Source organism: Kordiimonas pumila (genome assembly GCF_015240255.1).
GTDB classification, from domain to species: domain Bacteria; phylum Pseudomonadota; class Alphaproteobacteria; order Sphingomonadales; family Kordiimonadaceae; genus Kordiimonas; species Kordiimonas pumila.
The window spans coordinates 852,145-868,375 of the sequence record NZ_CP061205.1; the positions used below are offsets into that span (position 1 = coordinate 852,145).

General features: G+C 52.4%; 15 protein-coding genes. 2 read left to right on the forward strand and 13 right to left on the reverse strand.

Annotated elements, in window-relative coordinates; genetic code table 11:
• The first annotated feature begins 32 nt into the window (after positions 1-32).
• Positions 33-350, forward strand: a complete 318-nt coding sequence (gene trxA, locus ICL80_RS03650) for a thioredoxin (RefSeq protein WP_194215748.1) — start codon at positions 33-35, stop codon at positions 348-350.
• 79 nt (positions 351-429) lie between these two features.
• Here the strand turns inward: trxA and ICL80_RS03655 are convergent, their stop codons facing one another.
• The 13 genes from ICL80_RS03655 to ICL80_RS03715 all read right to left on the reverse strand — a co-directional run bounded on the left by ICL80_RS03655 (position 430) and on the right by ICL80_RS03715 (position 15,652).
• Entirely contained in the window at positions 430-1,776 is a 1,347-nt protein-coding gene (locus ICL80_RS03655; RefSeq protein ID WP_228073796.1) for a bifunctional folylpolyglutamate synthase/dihydrofolate synthase, read from the reverse strand.
• 19 nt (positions 1,777-1,795) lie between these two features.
• Positions 1,796-2,668, reverse strand: a complete 873-nt coding sequence (gene accD / locus ICL80_RS03660) for an acetyl-CoA carboxylase, carboxyltransferase subunit beta (RefSeq protein ID WP_194214769.1) — start codon at positions 2,666-2,668, stop codon at positions 1,796-1,798.
• 16 nt (positions 2,669-2,684) lie between these two features.
• A complete protein-coding gene (gene trpA / locus ICL80_RS03665; RefSeq protein ID WP_194214770.1) occupies positions 2,685-3,509 on the reverse strand; it encodes a tryptophan synthase subunit alpha in 825 nt (274 codons plus the stop codon).
• A gap of 1 nt (position 3,510) precedes the next feature.
• Positions 3,511-4,719, reverse strand: a complete 1,209-nt coding sequence (gene trpB, locus ICL80_RS03670; RefSeq protein ID WP_194214771.1) for a tryptophan synthase subunit beta — start codon at positions 4,717-4,719, stop codon at positions 3,511-3,513.
• Positions 4,716-5,423: a phosphoribosylanthranilate isomerase gene (locus tag ICL80_RS03675; RefSeq protein ID WP_194214772.1), complete on the reverse strand. Its 708-nt coding sequence runs from the start codon at positions 5,421-5,423 to the stop codon at positions 4,716-4,718. Before ICL80_RS03675 ends, trpB begins: the two co-directional genes overlap by 4 nt.
• Positions 5,404-6,801 (reverse strand): hypothetical protein, encoded by a 1,398-nt coding sequence (locus tag ICL80_RS03680; RefSeq protein WP_194214773.1) that lies wholly within the window; start codon positions 6,799-6,801, stop codon positions 5,404-5,406. The genes ICL80_RS03675 and ICL80_RS03680 overlap by 20 nt, the downstream gene beginning before the upstream one ends.
• A 100-nt stretch (positions 6,802-6,901) precedes the next feature.
• The gene (locus ICL80_RS03685; RefSeq protein ID WP_194214774.1) at positions 6,902-7,750 is read right to left on the reverse strand and encodes a crotonase/enoyl-CoA hydratase family protein; all 849 of its coding nucleotides are present in this window, start codon (positions 7,748-7,750) and stop codon (positions 6,902-6,904) included.
• Between the two features lie 99 nt (positions 7,751-7,849).
• Positions 7,850-8,488, reverse strand: a complete 639-nt coding sequence (locus ICL80_RS03690; RefSeq protein ID WP_194214775.1) for a B3/B4 domain-containing protein — start codon at positions 8,486-8,488, stop codon at positions 7,850-7,852.
• Between the two features lie 14 nt (positions 8,489-8,502).
• Positions 8,503-9,786: an O-acetylhomoserine aminocarboxypropyltransferase gene (locus tag ICL80_RS03695; protein ID WP_194214776.1), complete on the reverse strand. Its 1,284-nt coding sequence runs from the start codon at positions 9,784-9,786 to the stop codon at positions 8,503-8,505.
• 120 nt (positions 9,787-9,906) lie between these two features.
• On the reverse strand, positions 9,907-12,123 hold the full coding sequence (locus ICL80_RS03700; protein WP_194214777.1) for a 3-hydroxyacyl-CoA dehydrogenase NAD-binding domain-containing protein: 2,217 nt from the start codon (positions 12,121-12,123) through the stop codon (positions 9,907-9,909).
• Between the two features lie 13 nt (positions 12,124-12,136).
• Complete coding sequence (locus ICL80_RS03705) at positions 12,137-13,342, reverse strand: acetyl-CoA C-acetyltransferase (protein WP_194214778.1); 1,206 nt, start codon at positions 13,340-13,342, stop codon at positions 12,137-12,139.
• 19 nt (positions 13,343-13,361) lie between these two features.
• Positions 13,362-15,155, reverse strand: coding sequence for an acyl-CoA dehydrogenase C-terminal domain-containing protein (locus ICL80_RS03710; RefSeq protein WP_194214779.1), 1,794 nt, complete (start codon positions 15,153-15,155; stop codon positions 13,362-13,364).
• Positions 15,156-15,208: 53 nt separating this feature from the next.
• Positions 15,209-15,652, reverse strand: a complete 444-nt coding sequence (locus ICL80_RS03715; RefSeq protein ID WP_194214780.1) for a MerR family transcriptional regulator — start codon at positions 15,650-15,652, stop codon at positions 15,209-15,211.
• Positions 15,653-15,842: 190 nt separating this feature from the next.
• Here ICL80_RS03715 and ICL80_RS03720 point away from each other — a divergent pair, with 190 nt between their 5' ends.
• The gene (locus ICL80_RS03720; RefSeq protein ID WP_194214781.1) at positions 15,843-16,211 is read left to right on the forward strand and encodes a DUF962 domain-containing protein; all 369 of its coding nucleotides are present in this window, start codon (positions 15,843-15,845) and stop codon (positions 16,209-16,211) included.
• The last annotated feature ends 20 nt before the right edge of the window (positions 16,212-16,231 follow it).

The following is a 16,231-nucleotide window of genomic DNA, read 5'->3' on the forward strand; positions in this document are numbered from 1 at the left end:
ACCCGGCGGCATTGAAGGAAAGAGAGTATAAAATGGCGACAATTAGTGTAACGGACGCAGACTTTGAAAGTGTTGTTCTAAAATCCGACAAGCCTGTTCTGGTTGATTTTTGGGCGCAGTGGTGTGGCCCGTGTAAAATGATTGGCCCGGTTCTTGAAGATATTTCAAACGAACGCGATGATGTGATTATCGTGAAAATGGATATCGACGAAAACCCTGAAACGCCCATGAGCTTTGGTGTGCGGTCTATCCCAACAATGCTGATGTTTAAAGACGGTGAAGCCGTTGCAACAGCCATGGGTGCAAAACCAAAAGCACAGCTTGCAGCATGGATTGATGGCGCCCTTTAAGGGGTGCATGGCATATTAGAATAGTAAGGGAGCGTTTCTGATGGAGGCGCTCTTTTTATGTGTGATGCGTTTTGAACGTTTAGGTTGGGTATAATTCTGCTGCGCGCAACACCTGCCCAGCAAGATAAAGCGACCCCCCAATAAGCACCAGTGGTTTGTGGCCGGTTTTTGCTGTGGTGGCCACCATTTCAAGGGCTGATTTGAAGTCTTTCCCTATCACGCCGCTGATGCCGATGTCTGTTGCTGAACCCGCAAGCGTTGCGGGGTTTGCGGCATTTTCTTCGCCCGGTATACCCACCGCAATCACACGGTTTATAATGCCAGCAAGGGGTTGCAGGTATCCGCTGGCATCTTTGGTATTCAGCATGCCAAGAATAAGCGTAATAGAATGCTCTGCGGGGTCAAAATTTTTCAGAAATTCGCGGATAACAAGGCCTGCTGCCGGGTTGTGGCCACCATCGAGCCATAGTTCAGACCCGTCTGGCAGCATATCATGCAGGTTACTACCCGCCAGGTTTTGCAGACGTGCAGGCCAGCGTACCCAGCCAAGCCCGGCTTTGATGGCAGCTTCTGGTATTTGCACCGCTTTCTGTGCGTGGGCAACCGCAATGGCTGTTGCCGCATTCATGATCTGGTGGTCGCCCACAAGGCTTGGGTGCGGTAGCTCAAGAACAGACTTCCAGTCTTCATAGAGAAAGCCATCGCTCGCAGGCTTTTTTTCTGCGTGAAACGCCTCATTATAATAATGTGGCATTACGCCGTGATCAGCCGCAATTTTAGCGATTACGGTATGGGCCGCTTTTTTCTGCGGGCCAACAATCAGGGGTACATTTTTTTTAATAATACCGGCTTTTTCAGCGGCAATTGCTTCAAGCGTGTTCCCCAGAAATTGTTCGTGGTCCATGCTAACAGGGGTGATGCAGGTGGCGGCAGGCTTGTCTATCACGTTGGTGGCGTCTAGCCGTCCACCGAGGCCAACTTCTAAAATACAAAGGTCGGCGGGCGTTTCAGAAAAGGCAAGGAAAGCCGCAGCGGTGGTAATTTCAAAAAAGGTAATGGGCTGGCCTGCGGCGGCGGTTTCACAGCGTTCCATCAGCTCGGTTAGGTCGGCTTCATCTATAAGCTTGCCTGCAACCCGAATACGCTCGGCAAAGCGTACTAAATGGGGCGATGTGTAAACATGCACGCGGTGGCCAGCGGCCTCGGCCATAGCGGTAAGTGTTGCAACAACAGAGCCTTTGCCGTTTGTGCCAGCAACATGGATAACCGGGGGTAGTTTTTTCTCCGGGTTACCAAGTGCCTTTAAAATGCTGTGCATGCGGTCGAGTGAAAGGTCGATCTTTTTTGGGTGCAAATCCATCAACCGCGCAAGAACGGCGTCGCTTGCGCTGGTATTTATGGGCGTGCTGTTGGCACCTGGCATCATAATGTGATCCGAAAGGGGCTTATTCTGCCGCTGCTTTATGCGCTTTTCCCGCCATTAAGATAGGCAGAATAGTACCTAGTTTTGCGGGCAGTTCGTGGCGGTGTGTCACCATATCTACCATACCGTGCTCCAGAAGATATTCTGATTGCTGGAACCCTTCAGGCAGCTTTTCACGAATAGTTTGCTCGATCACGCGTGGGCCAGAGAAAGCGATCATCGCACCCGGCTCTGCAATTTGTACATCGCCGAGCATGGCGTATGATGCAGAAACACCACCCGTTGTGGGGTCAGTGAGCACAACGACATAAGGCAGGCCAGCATCGCGTAGCATCTGGATAGCCACTGTCGTGCGCGGCATTTGCATAAGCGACAGGATACCTTCCTGCATGCGTGCACCGCCAGATGCTGTGAACATCACAAACGGGGCGTTTAGCTTTAAGGCTTCACGGGCACCGGTAATAATACCTTCGCCCACTGCCATGCCCATAGAGCCGCCCATGAAAAAGAAGTTTTGCACCGCGATCACGGTTTGCTGGCCGCCAATTTTGCCAACGGCAACCTTGATGGCATCGTCATCGCCTGTGCTAGACCGCGCAGCCTTTAACCGGTCAGTATACCGCTTGGTGTCTTTAAACTTGAGTGGGTCTATTTTAACCTTTGGCAGGTCCAGTAGGCTATAAACTGCATCATCAAACAGGCTGTCAAAACGCTGTAGTGGCCCGACGCGGTCATGGTGGTCACAGTGTGCACAAACATGCTGGTTTGCGGCAAACTCCTTTTGAAAAATCATTTGCCCACAGTTTTTACACTTGTGCCAAAGATTATCCGGTGTGTCCTTTGGGTTAAGGACTTTCCTCAGTTTTGGTTTGACATAATTTGTTAGCCAGCTCATGCACTGTGTCCCTTTTTTAGTCGCGTCCGCGTCTTACACCATCTGATAGTTTTTGGCTAAAGTCCAGCACTTCACGTACGAGACTAGCCTTGACTGATCCGTCTTCACCTGTTGCGGCAGCAATCAAATCAACGATTGCAGAACCCACAACTGCCGCATCTGCGCGGGCTGCGACAGCTGCTGCGGCCTCCGGTGTTCTAATACCAAAACCAACCGCAACCGGCAGGTCTGTGTGGCCTTTAATACGTTTTACAGCGTCGCCGATATCATCTGCCGTTGCAGACTTGCCGCCAGTGACCCCCGCAACAGCGACATAATAAACAAAGCCGCTGGCACCATCTATAATGGCGGGTAAGCGCTTGTCGTCAGACGTGGGCGTGGCGAGGCGAATAATATCAATACCTGCTGCATTTGCAGGCAGGCGCAGTTCTTCGTCTTCCTCTGGTGGCAGGTCAACCACAATCAGGCCATCAACACCGGCTGCTGCTGCATCGGTACAGAATGTATCAATGCCGTAGGCATAAACCGGGTTAAAATAGCCCATCAACACAAGGGGTGTGGTGTTATTACCGGCTCTGAAATCCCGCACCATTTGCAGCGTTCGCTTCATGGTAGCACCAGCTTTCAGGGCGCGCTGTGCCGCCTTGTCGATCGCGGGGCCATCAGCGGCGGGGTCTGTAAACGGCATGCCAAGCTCAATAATGTCAGCGCCAGCACCAGCAAGGCCTTTGAAAATTTCCAGCGACACATCGTGGTTTGGGTCGCCGCCCTGAATGTAGGCAATGAAAGCTGCCCGGTTTTCAGCACGTAGGGCATCAAAACACGCTTTTAATCTGCTCATATTACAGCTCCTCGCCCAGTTCACTGGCGACCGTGAAAATATCTTTGTCGCCGCGCCCAGAGAGGTTAATCACCATCAGGTGGTCTTTTGGCAAAGTCGGTGCCCGCTTGATAACCTCGGCGAGCGCATGGCTTGATTCAAGCGCCGGGATAATGCCCTCGGTTTTACAGCATAGCTGGAATGCTTCTAGCGCTTCACTGTCAGTGGCTGATACATATTTCACGCGGCCATTTTCGTGCAGCCAGACATGCTCTGGTCCAATGCCGGGGTAATCAAGTCCTGCGGAAATGGAATGTGCTTCGGTTATCTGGCCGTCAGCATTTTGCAGCAAATAGGTGCGGTTACCGTGCAGTACCCCCGGTGTACCGCCTGAAATAGAAGCTGCGTGCTTGTCTGTATCTACACCGTGGCCTGCTGCTTCAACCGCGATAATATCAATATCGGGGTCGTCAAGGAACGGGTGGAAAAGACCAATGGCGTTAGAGCCACCACCAACACAGGCAATAAGGCTGTCAGGCAGGCGGCCTTCTGCTTCCAGTATCTGTTCGCGGGTCTCGCGGCCAATGATGCTTTGGAAATCGCGCACCATCATGGGGTAGGGGTGGGGGCCTGCAACGGTGCCGATAATGTAAAACGTGTCGTGTACGTTAGTAACCCAGTCGCGCAGCGCATCATTCATCGCATCTTTAAGCGTGGCCGAACCTGATGTAACAGGCTTCACTTCGGCACCAAGCAGCTTCATACGGAACACGTTGGGTTTTTGGCGTTCAATGTCAACAGCGCCCATAAAGACTGTGCATTTAAGGCCAAAGCGCGCTGCCACTGTCGCGGTTGCAACGCCGTGCTGGCCTGCACCTGTTTCCGCAATCACACGGGTTTTGCCCATGCGCTTTGCCAAGAGAACCTGCCCGATTGCATGGTTGATCTTGTGCGCGCCGGTGTGGTTCAGCTCTTCGCGTTTGAAATATACCTTGGCACCGCCCAAGTGTTCGGTTAGCCGCTCCGCATAATACAGAGGGCTTGGCCGCCCAATATAAACACGGTTCAGGTAATCAAGTTCTGCAATATAAGCGGGGTCCTTAATTGCTTTGCGGTATTCTTTCTCAACGTCAAGGACCAGCGGCATCAGGGTTTCTGATACATAGCGGCCACCGTAAATGCCAAAATGGCCTTTTTCGTCAGGCCCCGTGCGATAGCTGTTAAGCGTCATGGTATTTCCACTGTTTTTAATTTGGTGCTTTCCTTAACGCCTTTTACGGCAGTTAGAAAGGCTTTGATCAGTTCTGATGATTTTTTTCCGGGTTCAGTTTCAACACCGGATGATACATCAAGCGCCGTGGCACCGCTGGCTGCAATGGCTGCGGCTGCGTTTTCAGGCGTTAAGCCCCCTGCCATAAGCCAAGGATAAGGCAGGTTTTTGCCTTTTAAAATGCCCCACGGAAACGAAACAGCATTGCCGCCGGGCAGTACCGCGCCCTTTGGGGGCTTTGCGTCAAACAGGATCATGTCGGCGATACCGCTGTAGGTATCCGCTTTCTGGATGTCACTTTCCTCTGAAACTGCCAGAGCTTTGATAACCGGCAGACCGGTTTCAGCTTTAATCAGCGCTACATCAGCTGGTTTTTCACTACCGTGTAGCTGTATCATGTCAAGCGTCAGTGCTTCTACCCGGGCTTTAATGAAAGGGATGTCCGCATTCACAAACACACCAACCCGCTTGGGGCCAGAGGGTAGGTTGGGTGCAAGGCGCATGGCTTCCATTAATGTCAGGTTGCGGGGTGATTTGGCAAAAAAGATAAAGCCTACATACGCAGCGCCGTGTGCAGCAGCGGCTTTGGCATGTTCGGCCTCGTGTATGCCACATATTTTAATATCAATTGACACTAAGGACACCTCAATAGCGTTCGCTGACATCTGCAAACTTCTGTGCTTTCTTTATATCTTTATCCAGCTTGCCTTTTTCAAGCCAGTTTACAGAAAGCTTTTGTGCAGCCTTTGGTGCTTTTACTTCAGCGATTACATCGGCCAGCATCAGATAGCCTGCATTGCTGTTTGGCAGTTCGGTGCGCAGTGTGCGGGCAAAGGCCATAAAATCATCATGCCCCAGCCGGTCATACAGCAGCCAAAAAAACAGCGTGCCCACGGCATCTTTATCTGCCGGGTTTTGATAGTCGCCGACCGGCATTTTACCAAGGGTTGTGTTTAGGTTCACGGCGTTCTGTGCGGCTTTAAAGGCTGCCGCTTCTGCACTGGCCACCGCTTCGGTGCCGTCAAACAGGATTAAAAGAACTGTGTTGAGGCCGTTATCCCACGCGCCGGGCGCGCCTTGATAAATACCCCAAGCGGCTGGAATGGCGGCTTTCACCATGTCTGCACTGGCGGCGGCTACTACTGTGTTTCCGCCGCTGTTTTCAGGCAGCATTATAAAGCCCGGTTCTGTAAAGGTGCCGTAGCCATCTGGCACAAAACTAATTTGCAAGGGTGTTTTGGGCGTTCCTAACCAGTCGGTAAGCTGTGCAGCAAGCGGCGCGTTTGTTGCCAGCACATCAGTGCTGTTTACAGTGTTGCCGGTAAGCGAGGCAAGGAGAAAGGCCCCTTGCTGTTCTTTAGTGAAGCGCCCTATAGGCAGTACCATAGCTGCGACAGGTGTGTCACTTTTCAGATCTATTTTGGCAGCGTCTGCGGGGCTGTCGGTTATTAGGTTACCTGCAACACTGTAACCGGATGGCAGTTCAAGTGTCGCTGTTTGGTAATAAGGGGGCTGGTTAATCGCCATATTAATGCTGGCTTTAGTGGGTGCAGCAATCACTGGATAGCCGAAGCTTTCCGCGCGGATCATGGTAAAGTCAGGGTTTAGGGTTTCTTTTGCACCAAGGATGCCGCCGCTTTCCAGCGGGCTTAGGATACCGCGGTACTGAATAACAATTTCTGCTTCGCTGCCTGCGGGAACAGGGGCGCTTAAAGAGACCGTGCCAACAGTAGCACGCAGCCCGGCATAGCCGCTAACAGGGCTAAGGTTTGCAGAAAAACCTAGGGCAGCACCAGCCCCATTTGTAACCTTGGTTACATGGAGACCGGGGTTTAAAATAAAGGGAACTTCCACAAGCGGTCTGTCCGTGGTGTTTTTAACCCGTATCCATGCAGCGCCTACCATTTGTCCATTACGGTCATCAAGGTGCAGCTTCATGGATACATAGCTGTTAAGGACAGGCAAAAAGCTATTTTCTGCTGCCTGCAAGGGTAGCGAAAAGGTAAAAAAGGCCAAACTTAAAAAGGCTGCTAAAAGGCGCATTGGCTTACTCCGTTCGAAAGTAACCTCCTTTGCTAGCCAATGAAAGGGCATTAGGGCAAGTCAAATTATCCTGACCTTAGAGAAATGCGCCGGAATACCCTTAGTCATCTGCGGCTAATAGGTCAGCGAAGGTTACCTCCTGCCGGGTGAGGGCGGCGGTCGCAGCTTTTACCACATCTTCCCCAAGTAGTTGCCCGCTGTTCCATGCGGCCACATACTCAAGCCCGTCGCGCAAGCTATGATCGCGTGAGTGATTAATGATAGCCTTGGTGCCGGTTACGGCCATCGGGCTTTTAGCAGCGATGGCGTGGGCAAGCGCGGTTGCGGCGGCAAGTGCTGCTTCCTTGTCAGCATGCACACTGTTTACAAAACCATATTTATCCGCCTCAGCGCTGGTGAACTTGCGGCCGGTGTATGCCAGTTCGCGCAGGATACCTTGCGGCAGCAAATGCGGCATGCGTTGCAGGGTGCCAACATCAGCGACAATGCCAACGTTTACTTCCTGAATGGTGAAATAAGCGTCTTCTGTACATATACGCATATCAGCGGCGGTAATAAGGTCTATGCCGCCGCCAAGGCAGGCACCGTGCACACAAGCGACCACCGGGGCGCGGCATTCCTCAAGCGTGGATAGGCAGTCTTGCCAAAAAAGAATGTGCCGCCGTAATTTTTCGCGCACCCGTGCCGGGTCTCCTTCGGCTTGGCCAAGCAGGCTGGCGCTTTCTTTCAAATCAAGGCCAGCGGTAAAAAGCTTGCCGTTGCCGGATAGCACCACGGCCCTAACACTGGGGATAGCATCCAGCGCCCTAAAAGCCTCGCCAATTTCCCGGAACATATCGCCGTTCATGGCATTCAATTGTTCGGGGCGGTTAAGCGCAACATGGGCGATATTCCCCTCAAGGCTGACAGCAAGGGTTTCAAACGTCAAAACGGGGGCTGATTGTGGCATCGGGCATCCTTTCAAAACGGTTGACCTTAATATTGGTCAAAAACCCGGCTTGACCAGTAGGTCGTACCTTCGGTGCGTTCTAATAGGGCTGAAGGGGCTTTAGTCTGGTGCGCAGAAGCGGCTAATGATCATGTCAGCCATTTCGGCGGCGGCCTCCACATGCGCGACATCAACATTCAGCCCGTAAATAACAAACTTCAGGTTTTTGGTGCGGTCACCTACAGCCGTGCGGCCACTATCTGAAAACGGGCTACCAAACGCGCCGCTGGTGTCTGCCAGTACAGGCAGGTTTTCAAGGTTTACATCGCCGCGGCCAATACCGTCGTAGGTTTCGCCCGGCATACCAACCCTGAATTCAATGGGGCCTTTTATCCATGCAGCATCATAACAGCCAATTGGAAGGCCGGTCATAAGGGAAATAAGGTTGCCGCTGTCCACCACATTATTCACATGATACAGCGCTTTGCCAGACAGCACCCGGCGGGTTAGTGCCTCAGACGATGGCCGGTAGCGGGACGGATCTTTACCAAGCGACTTGAAGGCCGCCCTGACGCCAGCAATAACCGGGTCAGTAGAGGCCGCTTCGCCCAATAGCTCGTTCATGCGGGTTTCGGCACCGTCTTCCATTGCGGCAAGGAGCGCGGGGCCAGACGGCCCCACTTCTACTTCAAAGTCCAGTATGCCAATATGGGTTTCCAGACCCAGTTTTGAAAATTTTTCATCTATTTTAAGGGTCATACCGGTTTGCTGCCTTAGAGAGAAAGCGCACTATTCAGGTCTGCTATCAGGTCGGCTGCATCCTCAATACCCACAGAGAGGCGCACCACATCTGGCCCAGCGCCCGCTTTTGCCTTTGCTTCGTCAGAAAGCTGCCGGTGGGTGGTAGAGGCCGGGTGAATAATAAGGCTTCTGACATCACCGATGTTTGCAAGATGCGAGAACAGTTTGGTGTTTTCCACCAGTTTTACGCCAGCCTCGAACCCGCCCTTTAAACCAAAGGTAAACACGGCGCCCGCTCCTTTGGGGGCATATTTCTGCGCGAGGGCATGGCCCTTATCGCCCGGCAACCCCGCATAGTTCACCCAGCTAACGGCTGCATGGCCTTGCAGAAATTTAGCAACCGCCAGCGTGTTTTCCACATGGCGCTGCATGCGCAGATGCAAGGTTTCAACTCCTTGTAAAATCTGGAACGCATTCATGGGTGCAAGGCACGGCCCAAGATCGCGCAGCGATATTACCCTGACGGTGATCGCATAAGCAAAGGGGTCAAACGTGTCAGCAAAACACATGCCGTGGTAACAGGGGTTTGACTCGCTGATCTCAGGGAATTTGGCGTTGCCTTTCCATTTAAACGTGCCTGCATCTACCACAATACCCCCCAGCGATGTGCCGTGCCCGCCGAGGAATTTGGTCATGGAATGTACCACAATATCGGCGCCGTGCTTGATAGGCTGGCACAGATACGGGGTTGCGAGCGTGTTATCCACAATTAGCGGTACGCCGCCTTTGTGCGCTGCATCTGCAATGGCGGCGATATCAACCACCACGCCGCCGGGGTTTGCAATACTTTCAATGAAAACAGCGCGGGTTTTATCGTCAATTGCAGCCGCAATACCTTCAATGTCAGCAGGGTCAACAAAGGTGACACCCCAACCCATTTTTTTAAACGAGTGCGCGAACTGGTTCATGGTGCCGCCGTATAGCTTGTTGGCAGCCACAATGTTGCAGCCCGGCTCCATAAGGGGGTGAATGGCAAGTAACTGTGCCCCGTGGCCGGATGATGCCCCAACAGCCGCCACGCCGCCCTCTAAGGCTGCAATACGTTTCTCAAGCGCATCAACCGTGGGGTTCATAATGCGGGAATAAATGTTGCCGAACGCCTTTAGGTCAAACAGGTTTGCCGCGTGGTCCACACTGTCAAAAACATAAGATGCGGTTTGGTAAATGGGTGTTACGCGCGCACCTGTTGATGGGTCTGGTTCTGCGCCCGCGTGCACGGCCTGTGTTGCAAAACCATATGTTGGTGTGTCTGTCATGATATCCCCCTAAAAGTGTTCCGGAAATGAAAGCCCATATAAAGCCAGAGTCAGCATACTCGCAACATGAAAAAGGCCGCGCCTGAACAGGTGCGGCCTTTTACTAGGTATTTAATTTTACTACGCGGCTTTGGTGAGGCGCCCGCGTGTGTCGCCTTTGCCGTAAAAGGTTTCGCCTTTGGCTGCCATATCGCGCAGCAACTTGGGCGGGGTAAAGCGCGGTCCGTAAGCTTGGGCCAGCCTGTCTGCTTCCGCCACAAATTTGGCAACGCCGTATGTGTCAATAAAGCTGAACGGGCCGCCGGTCCACGGTGCAAAACCCCAGCCGAAGATAGCGCCGATATCGCCAGAGGAGGCATCAATCAACACGCCTTCTTCAAAGCAGCGGGCGCATTCAACAGCTTGGCGTACCAGCAGGCGGGACTGTACTTCATCCACGCTGGGTTGGTTTGCGGCCACGGGGAAATGGTCAGACAGTTCTGGCCACAGGTGCTTTTTGCTGCCGTCTTCGGGGTAGACATAGGCACCCTTGCCGTTTTTGCGGCCAAAACGCTCCAGCTCCACCACCATTTTTTCAGCAAAAGCGTCTGCGGGGCTGGCTACATATTTGTCGCCCAGCGCCTTTTTGGTTGCGATACCAATTTTGTAGCCAAGGTCGATCGCTACTTCGTCGCCCACGGCCAAGGGGCCAACCGGCATACCGCTCATTTTGCCGACATTTTCGATCAGCGCTGGTTTGACGCCTTCTTGCACCATGGCGTACCCTTCTGACACATAAGTGCCAAAACAGCGGCTGGTATAGAAGCCCCGACTATCGTTCACCACAATCGGTGTTTTCTTGATCTGGCTTACATAATCAAGCGCAAGCGCAAGGGTCTCGTCGTCTGTTTTTTCACCCATGATAATTTCAACCAGCGGCATTTTATCAACGGGCGAGAAGAAATGAATGCCGATAAACTGGTGCGGGCGGGTGAAGTTTTTGGCAAGGCCTGTGATCGGCAGGGTGGAGGTGTTACTGGCGAACACCACATCCTTGCCGATAACGGCTTCGGTTTTCTGCGTTACGTCGCGCTTCACTTCGTCAGCCTCGAACACGGCTTCGATAATAAGGTCGCAGTCTTTAAGGTCAGCATAATCCGATGTGGTGTGAATGCGCGACAGAAGCGCTTCGCCCTTTTCCTTTGTTACCTTGCTGCGGCTAACGCCGGTTTCTACAAGCTTACGGGAATAATCTTTGCCTTTTTCGGCTGCTGCCGCGTCGCGGTCTAGAAGCACCACATCCATCCCTGCTTTAGCAGACACATAAGCTACGCCCGCGCCCATCAGGCCCGCGCCCAGCATGCCAAGGCGCTTCACGGTTTTGCGCTCAAAGCCTTTTGGCCGCAGCGAGCCTTTTTCAACGGCCTGCTTGTTAATAAACAGGCTGCGGATCATGTTGCCGGCCACTGGGCCAGATAGCAGCTTGAGGAAATATTTGCTTTCGATTCGGATGGCGGTGTCAAAATCAACAATGCCGCCCTCATAAAGGCAGGAAAGTACGGCTTCAATCGCCGGGTAGTTATGCTGGGTTTGCTTTTGCGCCATCGCGTTCGCGCCGATAAAGGTTTGCACAGCAGCGGGGTTCATGGCGCCAGCGCCGCCGGGGTATTTAAAGCCTTTTTTATCCCACGGCGCGATGGCAGAAGATGTTTTCTTTACCCATTCTTTTGCTTTTGTAACCACATCAGCAAGAGGTGCCACTTCGTTCACGATACCAAGGCCAGCCGCTGTCATTGGGTTAAAGGGTTTACCGGTTGTAATGGCTTGCGCTGCTGCCTGAATGCCAATAAGGCGTGGCAGGCGCTGTGTGCCGCCGCCGCCCGGCAATAAGCCCACTTGGCTTTCTGGTAGACCAAGCTGAATGCGCGGGTCATCGGCTACCACACGGTAATGGCAAGCCAGCACAAGCTCAAGCCCGCCACCAAGGGCAAGACCATTAATGGCGGCTGCAAATGGTTTGGTGCCTTCTATTGCCAACACTTTTGGCGCCTTGCCGCCGGTTTCCATTTTGCGAAATAGTTTGTTAAGGGCAAAGGCGCCTGCGAACTTTTCTTCTAAAGTCGCACCCTTGCCAGACTGGCTGCCGAGCATATTAAGGTCAGCGCCTGCAAGGAAGGTTGATTTACCAGAGGTAATGACCGCGCCTTTCACGGCATCATCGGCCAGAATTTTGTCAACGCAGGTATCAAGGTCTTTGATAAGTTGTTCGTTGAACACATTCATGCTGGCGCCCGGTAGGTCAATGGTCAGAAGGGCGATACCGTCAGCATCTGTTTCATAGCGAATTGTATCAGTCATAATATGTCTCCCCTTACACACGTTCAATGATGGTGGCTGTACCCATGCCTGCACCAATGCAGAGCGTGGCAAGCGCGGTGGATTTACCGCTACGCTCAAGCTCGTCAAGCACAGTACCAAGGATCATGGCGCCCGTTGCACCCAGCGGGTGCCCAAGGGCGATCGAGCCGCCGTTTACGTTCATCACACTGTGGTCAACATTCAGGGCATCCATAAAGCGCAGCACAACAGCGGCGAAGGCTTCGTTCAGTTCCCAAAGGTCAATGTCAGAGGTGCTCATGCCCGCGCGCTTCAGGGCCTTTTCTGCGGCAAAGCTGGGGCCGGTTAGCATGATAGTGGGTTCTGACCCGATAGAAGCCATTGACCGAATGCGGGCGCGGGGCTTTAGGCCAAGCTTTTTGCCCATTTCCTTGGTGCCAACCAGAACAGCGGCAGCGCCGTCCACAATACCAGACGAGTTGCCAGCATGGTGCACATGGTTGATCGCCTCAAATTCCGGGTATTTCTGAAGCGCAACATTATCGAAGCCAATTTCACCCATCTGGCTAAAAGCAGGCCGTAAGCCACCAAGCGACTGCATGGTGGTTTCTGGCCGGATATACTCGTCGTGATCCAGCACGGTCATGCCGATAACATCTTTCACGGGCACAATGGATTTTGAAAAGCGCTTTTCATCCCATGATTTTTTAGCGCGTTTCTGGCTTTCAACGGCGTAGGCGTCTACATCGTCGCGGCTATAGCCATATTTGGTGGCGATCAGGTCTGCCGAGACACCCTGCGGTACAAAGTAGGTGTGGAAGGCAACAGCGGGATCAACCGGCCACGCGCCGCCGTCAGAGCCCATCGGTACCCGGCTCATGCTTTCAACACCGCCGCCGATCGCCATATCTGTTTCACCGGCCATAACCTTGGCGGCTGCAATGTTCACAGCTTCAAGGCCAGAGGCGCAGAAACGGTTTACCTGAAAGCCTGCGGTGGTCTCGGCGTAGCCTGCGTTAATGGCCGCAACACGGGCAATATCTGCGCCTTGTTCACCAACTGGTGATACGCAGCCAAAAACAACGTCTTCCACATAGCTGGTGTCAAGGTCGTTACGGTCCCGCACGGCTTCCAGCACTTGGGTGCCAAGCTGAATGGGCGTTATTTCATGAAGCGAGCCGTCACTGCGACCACGGCCTCGCGGCGTTCTAACAGCATCATAAATGTAAGCTTCGGTCATCGTGTTATCCCCTCAAGAATTAAAAGTTTGCTGCATCAAGCGCCATAACATCGGCTGAACCTGCTTCAATTTCTGCAAGCAGCGCTTTTGTCTCTGGCAGGCGGCGTTTCATGTAATACCGGCCGGTTGCAAGCTTGTTCTCATAGAATGTAGCGTCGTCAGACCCTTCTTCCAGTTTTTCAACAGAAGTTTTTGCCATCTCAAGCCACTGAAGCCCAATAAGCACATGGCCAAACAGGTGCATGTACGGTGTGGAGGCAGCACCAGCGTTATCAGGGTTTTGCATGGCGTTCTGCATCAGCCACATGGTGGCGGTTTGCAAATCGGCGGAGGCTTTCTCAAGCGGGCCAGTGAAATCAGCCAGTTTTTCGTTTGTCTTGCAGTCAGCAACAATGGTCATGACATGCTTGAAAAAGCGCTGAACTGCCCGGCCACCATTTGCAGGCAACTTGCGGCCCACAAGATCAAGCGCCTGAATACCGTTCGCACCCTCGTAAATTTGGGTGATGCGGGCATCGCGGACAAATTGTTCCATGCCCCATTCCTGAATATAGCCGTGGCCACCGTAAACCTGCTGCGAACTGGCGGCATATTCAAAGCCGCGGTCCGTGAACACACCTTTCATCACAGGTGTTAAAAGGCCAACGATATCATCTGCCCACTCGCGCTGTTTTTCAGATTCACTGCCGTGTGACAGGTCAACCAGCATTGCGCACCAGAAAGCGGCGGCGCGTGCGCCTTCATTGAAGGATTTGGCGTTCAGGAGGTTCCGGCGCACATCGGGGTGCACGATAATCGGGTCTGCGGCTTTGTCTGGTGCTTTGGGGCCAGAAAGCGAGCGACCCTGAATACGGTCTTTCGCATAATCAACCGCGTTTTGGTATGCGACTTCAGACTGGCCGTAGCCTTGCACTGCCACGCCGAGACGGGCGGCGTTCATCATAATAAACATGGACCTGAGGCCCTTGTGAGGTTCGCCGATCAGGAAGCCTTTGGCACCGTCATAATTCAGCACACAGGTAGAGTTGGCATGAATGCCCATTTTTTCTTCAATAGAGCCACAAAGAACAGCGTTACGCTCGCCGAGCGAGCCGTCATCGTTCACAAGGAACTTGGGCACAATAAACAGTGAGATACCTTTCACACCTTTTGGCGCATCCGGCAGGCGTGCAAGCACAAGGTGAATAATATTGTCGGCTAGGTCGTGCTCACCCGCTGAGATAAAAATTTTACTGCCTGTTATCGCGTATGAACCATCATCGTTTGGTTCTGCTTTGGTGCGCAGCATGCCAAGGTCTGTGCCACAGTGTGCCTCGGTCAGGTTCATGGTGCCTGTCCATTCACCCGATATCATTTTAGGCAAGTATGTTTGTTTTTGCTCGTCTGTACCGTCAATGGTGATGGCCGCGCGGGCACCGGCTGATAGGCCTGGATACATGGCAAAAGCCATATTGGCCGACACCATCATTTCTTCCATGGCAAAGCCAATCACATGGGGCAGGCCTTGTCCGCCGTATTTGGGGTCGTCTGTTAAGCTGCCCCAGCCGCCTTCAGTAAATTTTTGATACGCTTCCTTGAAGCCTTTTGGCGTTGTAACTGAACTATCATCATGGCGCGTACAGCCTTCCTGGTCGCCAGAATGGTTGAGCGGGGCAAGTTCGTTTTCACAGATTTTTGCGCCTTCTTCGAGAATGGCAGCAATCAGGTCTGGCGTTGCTTCAGAGAAAACTGGCAGATTGGAATATTTACCAATATTCAGCACCTCGTTTATGATAAAGTTCATATCCTTGGTTGGGGCGCGGTATGTAGGCATATTTCATGTCCTTCGTTTAAGTATTTCTGAATTAAGCTATGCGTGAAACTGTTTTACGGGGCGTAATTTCTGATTGGTTCGCCGGTGTCTTCCCGAATCCAGCGGCCGGTTTTCTCACACCGTTTCAAGTTCATCAGTGTGTCACAGAATTCTTGCAACTCGTCGATTGTGGCGTTTATGTCGTCGCGCTGGTTTTCAAGCGCTTTAATACGGTCCGTGCAGCGGCTTATTGTTACGGCACGTTGTTTTTCCCGGCCGTCCCCCTGACCGTACAGGTCAAGCATCTCGCCAATTTCCTGCAGAGAAAAGCCTACACGTTTACCGCGTAGAATCCAGGCAAGCCGTGCGCGGTCTTTTGTGTGGTAAATTCGGGTCTGGCCTTGACGCAGAGGGGACAACAAGCCTTGGTCTTCATAATGTCTGAGGGTACGCGGCGTAACATTATATTCGCGCGAAAGTTCATTAATAGAATAAGTTATTAACTCTTTATCAGGCATAGTTAATGCTTCCCCAGTTCGAGAGAAATCATAATTAACGTTAACGTAAACGTCAATACTTGCTATGGCGTAAGTTGCTACCTGCATGAAATTGCACTATATTTTACAAATATGGCATCTATGCAGCAGGTAAGCTATAATAGAAAAAACGGGGGTTTTTCGCGCGACTCGGCGTATGGGGAGATAAAACATGGCACCAAAATTTGACAGTTTCAGCGAGTTTTTCCCATATTATTTATCGGAACATTCGCTACCGGTGTGTCGGGCTTTGCATTATATTGGCACCAGCCTTGGAACTGTCATTATGCTTTATGCTCTTTTGAGTCAAAAATGGTGGTTGCTGCTTTTATTCCCTGTTGTGGGCTATGGTTTTGCATGGGTTGGCCATTATGTGTTTGAGAAAAACCGCCCTGCGACTTTTGATTACACATGGTGGTCGCTGCTTGGTGATTACAAAATGTTTAGCTTGTGGGTCACAGGCCGGATTGGCCCTGCGATGGAAGATGCACTTGCTAAATATGGCCGGCGTAATAGCAAAGGTGCTTCCGGCGCAGCATAATGACAGGGAACGTGCCGCTA